The organism is Stutzerimonas nitrititolerans (assembly GCF_003696285.1).
Lineage (GTDB): Bacteria > Pseudomonadota > Gammaproteobacteria > Pseudomonadales > Pseudomonadaceae > Stutzerimonas > Stutzerimonas nitrititolerans.
The window spans coordinates 35,698-47,490 of the sequence record NZ_RFFL01000012.1; the positions used below are offsets into that span (position 1 = coordinate 35,698).

Below are 11,793 nucleotides of genomic sequence, written 5' to 3' on the forward strand. Positions count from 1 at the left end.
GGGCCGCACTGCTTCGCGGCGCAGATGCGTGCTCCGCAAGAGGCATCCGGGACAAAGCGGCGACTTGCTTCTAGAATGCAGCCGCAGCGCAGGGAGCAGCCGCAGCGGCACAGTGCGCGACCCTATTCGAACCGTCGGAGCGCGACGCGCCGGCGCCCCCCCTTACCGAGGAAACTTGATGACCACCATCAGCAATACGCCCTACTCCGCCCTGGAAGTCGGCCAGAAGGCGAGCTTCGAGAAAACCATCGGCGAGCGCGACATTCAGTTGTTCGCCGCCATGTCAGGTGACCGCAACCCGGTGCACCTGGATGCCGAGTTCGCTCGCGGCACGCTGTTCAAGGAGCGCATTGCCCATGGAATGCTCAGCGGCGCGTTGATCAGCGCCGCGGTGGCCTGCACCCTGCCTGGCCCAGGCACCATCTATCTGGGGCAGACCATGCGGTTTGCCCGTCCGGTGAAGATCGGCGACACCATCACCGTGCACGTGGAAATCCTCGAGAAACTGCCGAAGAATCGGGTGCGCGTCGGCACCAATGTGTCCAATCAGAACGGCGAGCTGGTGGTAGAAGGCGAAGCGGAAGTGCTGGCACCACGCCGGGCGGAAACCGTCGAACTGAAGGAGCTGCCACCGATCTCCATCGGCTGAGGCCGCGAGACGCTGCCGGACCGACTCGCAGGCCGGCGGCTCACAGGTGGAAAGCGGGCGAAAAAAAGGGCGACCTAAGTCGCCCAAATGCCTTGCGTGCTCTGTGATCCGGCTGGATCAGCGCTTCTTTTGCGCGTCCCGCCAGATGAAATATCCGAAACCGCCGAGGAAGGCGACCATCAGGCCGACCGTGACCACCCCTGCGAGCACCACATTATCGACGAACATGATTTCTTTCCTCCAAGCCATTTCGCTGTCCGATGGCTGCAAGTTACCGGCCTAATCGCAGGAATAAATTGACCGGGGTCAATAGCCGACCCGCACCCGCCGAGCGGTAGTCGTTCTGCTGATCTGGATCAAGAAATAGGGGTATCGAGAGGGCATTCGCGGGTAGGTATCCCCGTGTACGGTCACGGATACCAGCGATTACCGACGCGAATGGTTCGGAGGGAGAGGATTTGCCCGGGCGAATCGGTTAGGGTCTGTTGCCATTTCTCACTGCAACGCGACTCGCGACGAACGGCAACAATTCCTAACGCTTGCCGGGCTTTTTCTTCTTCGACTTGCCAGCTGGCTTGCCCTTGCCGAGCGGCAAGGCCTGTTCGAACGCCTGGCGCATTTCGGCGAGGCGCTTGTCGTTGAGGTCATGGATGCGCTTGTCGCGCTCGGCGCCGAAGTCGATCAGCTTGACATCACTACTCATGTTTCGGACTCGTTGCGGATCAGACGAAAGGTCAGGTTCAGGCGCGGTGCGGTCACCTTGCGCGTCCTGGCTATCTGGTGCTGCCAATGATGCTGGGTAGAACCGCTCATGACCAGCAGCGAACCATGTTCCAGCCGGATCGAATGTTCGATCCGGCTGCCGCCCTTGCGGCGAAAATCCAGGCGCCGGGCGGCCCCGAGACTGAGCGAGACGACCATCGGATCGGGCCCAAGGGCCGCTTCGTCGTCACTGTGCCAGCCCATCGCATCCTGCCCGTCGCGATAAAGATTGAGCAACACGCCATTGAGCGGCTGGCCGACCTGCTCTTCGAGCCGCCGGCGAATCTCGCTAAGCAAGGGCGTCCAGGGCAGCGGCACATGGGTATGCCCTGAATAACAGTAGCGCGCATCGACATCACCGTACCAGGCGACCTGCCGCGGCACAGCGACGGTTCGTCCATAGAGTGTCAGCTGCGGCTGGGCCCAGGGCGTCCGTACCAGCAGCTCGCGCAGCCATTGCTCGGCCATTCTCGCATCGACCCACTGCGGCAGGTACTGCAACTGGCCATCCGACCAGTCGAGCGAGGCGCGAGCGGATTGGGCGTCAGACCTCGACATCCACCCATCGCCCCTGACGCGGCAGTTCCTCCAGCTCGGCGGCATCATCCGTCTCGGGCTGTTCGTCCTCCGCCTCCCCCGCGAGGCGAGCGCGGCGCTGCCGGCGACGCTGCTCATCCTGCCGCAGTTGCACGCCATCATCGGGATGACGTCGGTCCGGGCTGATCGCGCTTTCATTGGCGCTGGCCTGCACCGGGGTGACCGGCGGCGTGTCCGGACGGGGCTTGACCACATCCTGCTGGGCCGTGACCTGGATGACGCCTGAGGGGATGGGTGGCAGCATTGTGACTCTCCCTTTCAACGATTGATCGGCCGACTATCGGCGGGCTTTAGGGCCTGGTCCCGTTTCGCGACCCCTGGGCTACCGTTGTTCGATCAGCATCTGTCGTCGCTCTCACGACAGTGTTCCGTTACCATAGCGCGCTTTTTTCATAGCGGGAGGCAGCATGGCGCAGCAGTATCTACCGGGGCAACGCTGGATCAGCGACAGCGAGGCCGAACTCGGCCTGGGAACCATCCTGATGCTCGACGGACGGATGCTCACCGTGCTTTACCCGGCCACTGGCGAAACCCGCCAATATGCAGCCCGCAGCGCCCCGCTGACGCGCGTGCGCTTTGCCCCAGGCGACGAGGTCACCCATTTCGAAGGCTGGAAGATGACCGTGCGCGAGGTCGAGGACGTCGATGGCCTGCTGATTTACCACGGCCTGAACGCGCAGAACGAAGCCTGCACCCTGCCGGAAACCCAGCTGTCCAATTTCATCCAGTTCCGCCTGGCCAGCGATCGCCTGTTCGCCGGCCAGATCGACCCGCTGAACTGGTTCACGCTGCGCTACCACACGCTGGAAAACCAGAGCAAACAGCTGACCTCCTCGCTATGGGGCCTGGGCGGCGCACGTGCACAACCTATCGCGCATCAGCTGCACATCGCCCGTGAAGTCGCCGATCGCATCGCGCCGCGGGTATTGCTGGCCGACGAAGTGGGCCTGGGCAAGACCATCGAGGCCGGCCTGGTGATCCATCGTCAGTTGCTCTCCGGCCGCGCCAAGCGTGTACTCATCCTGGTGCCGGAAAACCTCCAGCATCAGTGGCTGGTGGAGATGCGTCGTCGCTTCAACCTGGAAGTCGCGCTGTTCGACGACGAACGCTTCATCGAGAGCGATGCCAGCAACCCCTTCGAAGACACCCAGCTGGCCCTGGTCTCGCTGGAATGGCTGAAGGACGACGAGCGCGCCCAGGATGCCGCCTTCGCTGCCGGCTGGGACCTGCTCGTGGTGGACGAGGCGCATCACTTGGTCTGGCACCCAGAAAACGCCAGTGCCGAATACCGGCTGGTCGAGCAGCTCGCCGAAGTCATTCCGGGCGTACTGCTGCTGACCGCCACCCCTGAGCAACTGGGCCAGGAAAGCCACTTCGCCCGCCTGCGCCTACTCGACCCCAATCGCTTCCATGATCTGGAAGCCTTCCGCGCCGAAAGCGCCAGCTACCAGCCGGTCGCCGAAGCCGTGCAGGAACTGCTCGACGAGGGCCGGCTATCCGAGCGCGCGCACCAGACCATCCACGAGTTCCTCGGTGCCGAGGGCGAAGCGTTGCTGGCGGCAGCCACCGATGGCGACATCGACGCCAGCGGCCGCCTGATCCGCGAACTGCTCGACCGCCACGGCACTGGGCGCCTGCTGTTCCGCAACACCCGCGCCGCGGTGCGTGGTTTCCCCGAGCGCCAGCTGCATCCCTACCCGCTACCCTGCCCCGTCGAATACCTCGAACTGCCGATGGACGAGCGAGTCGAGCTGTATCCGGAAGTCGCCTTCCAGAGCCAGCAGGACGAGCCGGACGGACAAAACCGCTGGTGGACCTTCGACCCGCGCGTCGAGTGGCTGATAGATACCCTGAAGATGCTGAAGAAGTACAAGGTGCTGGTCATCTGTGCCCATGCCGAGACCGCGCTGGACCTGGAAGACGCCCTGCGGGTGCGCTCCGGCATCCCGGCGACCGTCTTCCATGAGGGCATGAGCATCCTCGAGCGCGACCGCGCGGCCGCCTACTTCGCCGATGAGGAGTTCGGCGCGCAGGTGCTGATCTGCTCGGAAATCGGCAGCGAAGGCCGCAACTTCCAGTTCGCCCACCATCTGGTGCTGTTCGATCTGCCGGCACACCCCGACCTGCTCGAACAACGCATCGGCCGTCTCGACCGCATCGGCCAGGCGCACGTGATCCAGCTGCACGTGCCTTACCTGGAGACCAGCCCGCAGGAGCGCCTGTTCCAGTGGTACCACCAGGCGCTGAACGCCTTCCTCAATACCTGCCCCACCGGCAACGCCCTGCAGCACCAGTTCGGCCCGCGCCTGCTGAGCCAGCTTGAAGAAGGTGACGATGAAGAGTTCGCCAAGCTGATCGACGAAGCCCGTACCGAGCGTGAGCGCCTGGAAGCCGAGCTGCATGCCGGTCGCGACCGTTTGCTGGAGCTCAACTCCGCGGGCGGCGAACAGGGTGCTGCGCTGGTCGAAGCGATCGAGGAACAGGACGACCAGTTCGCGCTGCCGATCTACATGGAAGAGCTGTTCGACGCCTTCGGCATCGACAGCGAGGATCACTCTGAAAACGCCCTGATCCTGCGTCCCAGCGAGAAGATGCTCGACGCCAGCTTCCCGCTCGGTGACGACGAGGCCGTGACCATCACCTACGATCGCGAGCAGGCCCTGGCCCGCGAGGACATGCAGTTCCTCACGTGGGAACACCCCATGGTGCAGGGCGGCATGGACCTGGTGCTGTCCGGCTCCATGGGCAACACCGCCGTGGCGCTGATCAAGAACAAGGCGCTCAAGCCCGGCACCGTGCTGCTGGAACTGCTGTTCGTCAGCGAAGTGGTAGCGCCACGCGCACTGCAATTGAGCCGATTCCTGCCGCCGCTGGCGTTGCGCTGCCTGCTGGACGCCAACGGCAACGACCTGGCCGCCAAGGTTGCCTTCGAGACACTCAATGACCAGCTGGAAAGCGTGCCACGGGCCAGCGCCAACAAGTTCGTGCAGGCCCAGCGCGACCAGCTCACGGCGCAGATCGCCGTCGCCGAAGCCAAGGTAGCCCCGCGCCACGCCGAACGCGTGGCTCAGGGTCAGCAGCGCCTCAAGGCCAGCCTGGACGAGGAACTGGCCCGTCTGACCGCGCTGCAAGCGGTCAACCCCAGCGTTCGCGACAGCGAGATCGAAGCCCTGCGCAAGCAGCGTGAAGAAGGCCTGGCGGCTCTGGAAAAGGCCGCGCTACGTCTGGAAGCCATTCGGGTTCTGGTCGCCGGCTGATACCTGAACGCTGAAAAGCTTCGCGCCGAGGGCGGCGCTACGCCAGCGATGCATGATCGCGTCCATGCTTCTGCGTGGGCGCGCAGCGTGCGGGCTTCGCGTCACAGGGCGTCGAGTACTGCGGCTGGGGTTCCCACGCAGGAGCATGGGAACCATCAGTACTTTTGTGGGAGCCGCGCCCTCGAGGCTGCAAAGCACTGCCGCTCAATCACGCTCGGCGCGGGCAATCCGCCAGTAGGCCTCGATGCGCTTTACCAGCGCCTTGGGCGACTCGGCATACAGCCGCTGTCCGCTCGCGAACGCCGCAGCCTGCAGCGCGGCACGCCGCTCCTCGATCAGCGCCGCCAGCCGTTCGCGCGTCGCCTCATCACCGAACAGCGCCGGCTCGTCCGCGAGCAGTTGCCCCATCATCGCCAGATCATGATCGTCACCGAGATCATCGGCCAGGCGCTTGAGGTGTCTGCACCGACGCTTGAAATCCTGCGGCCAGCACGGCGCGAGCAACTGGCTGTGATACCACTGGTCCTTCACGCGCTTGCGCCATTCGTGCAGATTTTCGGCATCAGGGGTGCGCTGCGCACGGGCGAGATCCCGGCGCCCCTCGCGATAGCTGCGTTCCAGCCCTCCTTTCAAGAGAGCGAAGCCCTTGCCTTCGAGCGGCCATTCGCTTGCTCGCCCGGCCAGGTCGCGCAGCTCGGACAACGCCTGCTCGATATCCGCTTCGAGCGCTCCGCCCTTCGCCGTCGGTTCGGCCCGCTCGCCCAGGCGCTGACGCACCTGTTGCAATGCATCACCCGCGAAGAAACTGCGCTGCGTCTTGGCCAGCGCGTCCCAGCTTTCCAGCATGGCCGTGGCTTCACGCGACTCGGCCAGCGCCCTGCCCAGGTCGCGCGCGCAGCGGTTCTCACGCTGGAAGCTGTCGCCCAGCGGCTCACGCACCAGACGCAGAAGTGCGCGTAGCTCCTTGAAGCGTTTGCGCGCCTGATGTACGCCTTCGGCCCGCTGTGCGGCCGGCAGCTTCAGCGCGCGCCGGGCTTCGCCGATGCGATCCAGCGCAGCGCTGCGGACTTCCTTGGCGACGTTGCATCGGGGGCGGATTCGATAGGCCATGATGGCTCCTTGACGAGGCTCCAGCGGAGCGGCAATCCCGGGAGCCACAGGCTAGCCTCGGCGCTGACGAACAATCATGAAGTTTGTATGACAGCGGGTTTCAGCGCGGCCCGCTGCTCAGCCGTAGCGCTTGTGTGCCTCGATGGCCAGACCGCTGCCAATGCTGCCGAAGCGGTTGCCCTCGACATGCCGCGCACGCGGCAACAGCTGGGCGATACGCTGGCGCAGCGCGGGAATGGCGCTGGAACCGCCGGTGAAGAACACCGTATCCACGGCGTCATGCTGCACGCCGGCATCGGCCAGCAGTTGGTCGACACTGCCGGCGATGCGCACGAGCAACGACGCGATGGCGTTCTCGAAGGCGCAGCGGGTCAGTTCCACCTGCAAGCCTGGCTCGATGCGCTGGAAGTCGATGGGATAGCGATCCGCCTCGGTCAGCTCGATCTTGCCCTGCTCCACCTGCATCGCCAGCCAGTGGCCGGCACGCTGGTCGATCAGGCGGAACAGTCGGTCGATGCCGGTGGGGTCGAGGATGTCGTAGCGCATGCTCTGCAGCGCCCGTTGCGAAGCCGCCGCATAGACTGCGTTGATGGTGTGCCAGGTGGCCAGGTTGATGTGGGTGCTGGTGGGCATCGGCGCGTCGCTTTTCATCCGGCTGCCATAGCCGAACAAAGGCATCACGCCCTGCAGACTCAACTGCTTGTCGAAATCAGTCCCGCCGATGTGCACGCCGGCAGTGGCGAGAATATCGGACTGGCGATCGTCGACGTTGCGCCGTTCGGGCGACAGCCGCACCAGGGAAAAATCCGAAGTACCCCCGCCGATATCGACGATCAGCACCTGCTCCTCCCGCTCGATGCGCGATTCGTAGTCGAAGGCGGCCGCGATGGGCTCGTACTGGAACGAGACCTCCTTGAAACCGATCTTGCGCGCCGCATTCGCCAGGGTATCGCCGGCTTCACGGTCGGCCTGGGGATCGTCGTCGACGAAGAACACCGGCCGCCCCAGCACCGCCTGCTCGAACGGTCGACCGGCTGCTGATTCGGCCCGGGTCTTGAGCGTGCCGAGGAAGAGACCAAGGATGTCCTTGAACGGCATGGCGCTGCCCAGCACCGTGGTTTCGCTCTTCAGCAGCTTGGAACCCAGCAGGCTCTTGAGCGAACGCATCAGCCGGCCTTCGTAGCCTTCCAGGTATTCGTCCAGCGCCTGGCGGCCATAGACCGGGCGCCGTTCCTCGAAATTGAAGAACACGACCGAGGGCAATGTCGGCTGTTCCCCTTCCAGCGCGATCAGCGGATCGGCACCCGGGCGCCACCAGCCGACGGTGGAATTGGAAGTGCCGAAGTCGATGCCACAGGCATGGGCGGGGGTGAGGTCTTGCATGGGGCGGTCCGGGTGCAGAAAAACGGCCACGCAGTGTAATGGAGGTGGGGGTTGGGTGCAGGTTGATTGTCGAAAGGCGACTCAGGTTTCGGTGGTTAAAATCGCTTATCGAGCATGGTGACACATCTGGTTTCGGCCCCCTGCCGAGTCACTTTCTCTTGTCTGGCCAAGAGAAAGTAACCAAAGAGAAGGCCACCCCGACATCCGGGTCTGGCCTGCGGCCAGACTCCCCTCGCTCCGGTGTTGCTCCGGGGGCCGTCACGAAGGGACGTCCCTGCCTAGGCGGCCCCGTCCTTCGCTCCTCGCTCGGCGTCCTGCCTCGCGTCCCCCTGCGCAACACCTCCACTCGGCCTCCTGACGGGGAAAGGAGTCCGAGTCGCCTGGAAGGCCGCTGGTGTTCGCTTGGTTGGCTTTGCTTTTTTGCACGAGTTAACAGACGACACCAACCGCCCCTTTCAGGAGGGTGAGTGGAACCGTTGCGTAAGGGAGCGAGCCGCATGGATGCGGCGAGAGGACTAGGCGTCCCCGCTTAAAGGGCCAGGGACGGCCCTTGTAAGCCGGCCCCTGGAGCAGCGGTGGAGCGAACGAACCCTGCGCGCAGCGCAGGGCCGGATGTAGGGGCAAGCGTTTTTGGTTACTTTTGTCGCGACTGGCAAAAGTGACTCGCCCAGCAGGGCGAAACCAGAAGTATCAGCCCCCGGATAACGGCTTGGCACCGAGTCCCAGCAACCCGATCACCAAATCTCAATAACCTTCGTCCCTATCACCTAGCCAAGAATTTGGCCAGTAATGGAGCGAAGCTCCCCGTCAAGCCGGAACAGCCTCCCCTTCAGGCGCATCCGCCGCCATCCCCTCTGCCATCCGCTTGGCATCCTGGCAAAAACTCCGCGATGCGCAGAACAGGAACACCATGGTCAACAGCAAGCTCGCCGGAACTAGATACATCGCATCGTGCAAGCCGACCGCGCGAAACGCCTCACTCATCTCGCTGGCGCCGGCGGCAAGCATCGCGGCATGCGCGAAGTGGTCGGACAGCAACCCCACCACCACGGTCCCCATGCCGCCGCCCAGCAGGTACAGCCCGGCGAAGAACAGCGCCATCGCAGTCGCCCGCAGACGCGGCTCGACCACGTCCTGAATGGCGGTGTAGACACAGGTATAGAAGGTGTAGGAGAACAGCCAGCCGATACTGAACACGGCGACGAACAGGCCGACCTCGATCTGCCCTGCCAGCAGCGACCAACCGGTGCACAGGGTCGCCACCAGCATGCTGGCGGTGGCGAACAGCAGACGCCCGCGCGCATAGCGCGCGTGGATACGGTCGGCGATCCAGCCGCCCAGCGTCAACCCCACCAGCCCGGTCACGCCGACGATCACCCCGGTCGCCACCGAGGCTTCCACCAGCGGCACGGCGAAGTAGCGCATCAGCATCGGCACCATGAAGCCGTTGCTCGCATAGGTGGCGAAGTTGAACGCCAGGCCGGCCATGATCAGCCACCAGAAGGTACGGATCGCCAGCACCTTGCGGATCGGATTCCGGACCTGCTCCTGGGACACCTTCACCGTCTCCGCGGCGCCACGCTGCGGCTCCTTGATGAAGAACAGGAACACCGCCAGGATCAGCCCCGGCACCGCGGCGATGAAGAAGGGTGCACGCCAGCTGTCGAACGCCTGGACCATCCAGCCGATGGTGAAGAACGCCAGCAGCAGCCCCAGCGGCAGGCCCAGCATGAAGATGCCCATGGCACGGGCCCGCTTGTGCGCCGGGAACATGTCGCCGATCAGCGAGTTGGCCGCCGGCGCGTAGCTGGCTTCGCCGATGCCGATGCCCATGCGAATCAGCAGGAAGCTCCAGAAGTTCCAGGCCAGCCCGTTGATCGCCGTCAGGCCGCTCCAGGCGGTGAGCCCCCAGCCCATGATCTTGCGCCGCGAGCCGTTGTCGGCCATGCGCCCCAGGGGCACGCCGGCAATGGCGTAGACGATGGTGAATACGGTACCGATCAGCCCCAGCTGGAAATCGTTGAGATCCCATTCCAGGCGAATCGGTTCGTTGATGATCGCCGGAATGGTCCGGTCGAAGAAGTTGAACAGGTTCGCCAGGAACAGCAGGAACAGCACGCGCCAGGCGTTTGCGGCTTGGGTGGATTGCTGCATGACGTCACTCTCGCTTTATTGTTATTCGCCGACCGTGACCGACCGGTATTCGAGTACGACTCTAGAACGCTGTCACGCGCCTGTCTGTGACCATCAGCCTTGCTTATGCCGCACGATGCGATGGGTTCAGCGCTGCCGCCAGGTCGCCAGCCAACCCAGGCTCGCCGCCGTGCCCTGCGCATCGGGCCGGTATTCGGCGGACAGCCAGCCGTGATAACCGCCCTCCTGCAGTGCTTTCAGCAACGGTTCGAAACACAGTTCGCCCGACCCCGGCGCACCGCGTCCGGGACAGTCGGCGAACTGCACATGACCGATGCGCTCGCCCAGCAGGCGAATGCCGGCCTCCACGTCCAGCTGCTGACGAGCCATGTGGTAGAGATCCAGCTGCGCCTGGCAGTTGGGATGGTCGACCCGTTCCAGCAATGCCCGCAGGTGCTCGGGCGTGTTGATCAGGAAGCCCGGCATGTCCAGCGGGTTGATCGCTTCGCAGAGCACACGGATGCCCAGCAATGCGAAAGCTTCGGCGCTCTTGCGCAGGTTGTCGGCCAGCGTCGTCAGGGCCTGCTCGCGGCTCACGCCTTCAGCCAGCCGGCCCGGCAGCACGTTCACGCACAGTGGCCGGGCCATGGCCGCGTAGGTCAGCGCATCGCGCAAGGCGACGTCGAATTCGTCCTGTCGCGCCGGTACGCCGGCCAGGCCGGCGCCGCCCTGCAGCAGGTCGCCGGCGGGCAGGTTGATCAGCACCAACGGCAGGCCGGCGCGTTCGAGCAGCTCTTTCAGGCGGATCGCCGGCAGCTCGTAGGGAAACTGGATTTCCACGCCATCGAAACCGGCCGTGCGGGCGGCCAGCACGCGGTCGGCCAGGGGTAGTTCGGTGAACAGCATGGACAGGTTGGCGGCGATTCTCATCGATCCTGCTCCCGATACATCTTCACCAGCGTTGCCGGGTCCTGCTCGAGATGGCCCTGGCTACCGTGCAAACGCATCAGCTGCGCGGCCAGGCCAGTCATGGGTGTGGCGCTGCCTTCCTCACGGGATAGCTGCACCGCCGTATCCAGGTCCTTGAGCAGGGTGCGCACGTGCCATTTGATCGGCTCGAACTCACTGCTGGCCATCTGCGGCGCAAGGATCTGCAACGGCCTGGAATCGGCGAAACCACCGGCCAGCGCCGGCGCGATCAGGCTGGCATCGACGCCTGAGCGTTCGGCCAGCGCCACCACTTCGGCAATCACCAGCGCATTGCAGGCGACGATCATCTGGTTGCAGGCCTTGGTCACCTGGCCGGCGCCGATCTCGCCCATGTGCGTAAGCCGCTGGCCCAGATGCATCAGGACCGGTCGCACCCGCTCGACGACATCGGCGCGGCCACCGGCCATGATCGCCAGGCTGCCCGCCTCGGCTCCCGCCGTGCCACCGGATACCGGCGCATCGACCCAGCGCATGCCGCTGCGCGACTCGAGTTCGGCGGCCATGGCGCGGGTGGCGGCCGGCTCCAGGCTGGAATGATCCACCAGCACCTGCCCGGCCCGCGCGCCCTCGACGATGCCGCCAATGCCGAACACCACCTCGCGCACCACAGCGGTATCGGCCAGGCAGAGCAGCACGATATCGGCCGCCGCACAAAGCTCGGCGGGGCTGCCCACCTGCCGCGCACCCGCCTCGACGAGCGGGGCGCATTTGTCCGGGGAGCGATTCCACACCGTCAAGGGGAAGCCGGCCGCGATCAGTCGGCGGCACATGCGAAGGCCCATCAGGCCGATACCGGCGAAGGCAATGGATGGCAGGTCGGACATGGGTTATTGCTCCTGGAAAGCGAAGGGAAGGATTTTAGGGTCTGTTCCCATTTCAGCGCATTCCGCGTTGCTGCGCCAAATATCGCCA

At 64.8% G+C, this 11,793-nt stretch carries 11 protein-coding genes; 2 read left to right on the forward strand and 9 right to left on the reverse strand.

Annotation, left to right across the window (positions count from 1 at the left end; translation table 11 throughout):
- Nucleotides 1–178 precede the first annotated feature (178 nt).
- A complete protein-coding gene (locus EA795_RS15190) occupies nt 179–649 on the forward strand; it encodes a MaoC family dehydratase (RefSeq protein ID WP_014851899.1) in 471 nt (156 codons plus the stop codon).
- 117 nt (nt 650–766) lie between these two features.
- Here the strand turns inward: EA795_RS15190 and ccoM are convergent, their stop codons facing one another.
- The 4 genes from ccoM to EA795_RS15200 all read right to left on the reverse strand — a co-directional run bounded on the left by ccoM (nt 767) and on the right by EA795_RS15200 (nt 2,252).
- Complete coding sequence (gene ccoM, locus EA795_RS21525) at nt 767–877, reverse strand: cytochrome c oxidase subunit CcoM (protein WP_014851898.1); 111 nt, start codon at nt 875–877, stop codon at nt 767–769.
- Between the two features lie 304 nt (nt 878–1,181).
- Complete coding sequence (locus EA795_RS21220) at nt 1,182–1,352, reverse strand: hypothetical protein (RefSeq protein ID WP_167670024.1); 171 nt, start codon at nt 1,350–1,352, stop codon at nt 1,182–1,184.
- Entirely contained in the window at nt 1,349–1,969 is a 621-nt protein-coding gene (locus tag EA795_RS15195) for an alpha-ketoglutarate-dependent dioxygenase AlkB family protein (RefSeq protein WP_122078229.1), read from the reverse strand. The genes EA795_RS21220 and EA795_RS15195 overlap by 4 nt, the downstream gene beginning before the upstream one ends.
- Nucleotides 1,956–2,252 (reverse strand): aspartate-semialdehyde dehydrogenase, encoded by a 297-nt coding sequence (locus EA795_RS15200; RefSeq protein WP_122078230.1) that lies wholly within the window; start codon nt 2,250–2,252, stop codon nt 1,956–1,958. The genes EA795_RS15195 and EA795_RS15200 overlap by 14 nt, the downstream gene beginning before the upstream one ends.
- Nucleotides 2,253–2,415: 163 nt before the next feature.
- On the opposite strand from EA795_RS15200, the gene rapA reads away from it, so the two are divergent.
- A complete protein-coding gene (rapA, locus tag EA795_RS15205) occupies nt 2,416–5,265 on the forward strand; it encodes an RNA polymerase-associated protein RapA (protein WP_115027521.1) in 2,850 nt (949 codons plus the stop codon).
- A 204-nt stretch (nt 5,266–5,469) separates the two neighbouring features.
- Here the strand turns inward: rapA and EA795_RS15210 are convergent, their stop codons facing one another.
- The 5 genes from EA795_RS15210 to EA795_RS15230 form a co-directional block, all read right to left on the reverse strand.
- Complete coding sequence (locus EA795_RS15210; RefSeq protein ID WP_122078232.1) at nt 5,470–6,375, reverse strand: CHAD domain-containing protein; 906 nt, start codon at nt 6,373–6,375, stop codon at nt 5,470–5,472.
- Nucleotides 6,376–6,492: 117 nt separating this feature from the next.
- The gene (locus EA795_RS15215; protein WP_122078233.1) at nt 6,493–7,758 is read right to left on the reverse strand and encodes an Hsp70 family protein; all 1,266 of its coding nucleotides are present in this window, start codon (nt 7,756–7,758) and stop codon (nt 6,493–6,495) included.
- 807 nt (nt 7,759–8,565) lie between these two features.
- A complete protein-coding gene (locus tag EA795_RS15220; protein WP_122078235.1) occupies nt 8,566–9,912 on the reverse strand; it encodes a spinster family MFS transporter in 1,347 nt (448 codons plus the stop codon).
- Nucleotides 9,913–10,038: 126 nt separating this feature from the next.
- Nucleotides 10,039–10,821, reverse strand: a complete 783-nt coding sequence (locus EA795_RS15225; RefSeq protein ID WP_058073665.1) for a hydroxypyruvate isomerase family protein — start codon at nt 10,819–10,821, stop codon at nt 10,039–10,041.
- Nucleotides 10,818–11,705, reverse strand: a complete 888-nt coding sequence (locus EA795_RS15230) for an NAD(P)-dependent oxidoreductase (protein ID WP_122078237.1) — start codon at nt 11,703–11,705, stop codon at nt 10,818–10,820. The genes EA795_RS15225 and EA795_RS15230 overlap by 4 nt, the downstream gene beginning before the upstream one ends.
- Between the last annotated feature and the right edge of the window lie 88 nt (nt 11,706–11,793).

Coding starts and splice junctions, on each gene's coding strand:
- EA795_RS15190 (WP_014851899.1), top strand. CDS start 179: ATGACCACCATCAGCAATACGCCCTACTCCGCCCTGGAAGTCGGCCAG.
- ccoM (WP_014851898.1), bottom strand. CDS start 877: ATGTTCGTCGATAATGTGGTGCTCGCAGGGGTGGTCACGGTCGGCCTG.
- EA795_RS21220 (WP_167670024.1), bottom strand. CDS start 1,352: ATGAGTAGTGATGTCAAGCTGATCGACTTCGGCGCCGAGCGCGACAAG.
- EA795_RS15195 (WP_122078229.1), bottom strand. CDS start 1,969: ATGTCGAGGTCTGACGCCCAATCCGCTCGCGCCTCGCTCGACTGGTCG.
- EA795_RS15200 (WP_122078230.1), bottom strand. CDS start 2,252: ATGCTGCCACCCATCCCCTCAGGCGTCATCCAGGTCACGGCCCAGCAG.
- rapA (WP_115027521.1), top strand. CDS start 2,416: ATGGCGCAGCAGTATCTACCGGGGCAACGCTGGATCAGCGACAGCGAG.
- EA795_RS15210 (WP_122078232.1), bottom strand. CDS start 6,375: ATGGCCTATCGAATCCGCCCCCGATGCAACGTCGCCAAGGAAGTCCGC.
- EA795_RS15215 (WP_122078233.1), bottom strand. CDS start 7,758: ATGCAAGACCTCACCCCCGCCCATGCCTGTGGCATCGACTTCGGCACT.
- EA795_RS15220 (WP_122078235.1), bottom strand. CDS start 9,912: ATGCAGCAATCCACCCAAGCCGCAAACGCCTGGCGCGTGCTGTTCCTG.
- EA795_RS15225 (WP_058073665.1), bottom strand. CDS start 10,821: ATGAGAATCGCCGCCAACCTGTCCATGCTGTTCACCGAACTACCCCTG.
- EA795_RS15230 (WP_122078237.1), bottom strand. CDS start 11,705: ATGTCCGACCTGCCATCCATTGCCTTCGCCGGTATCGGCCTGATGGGC.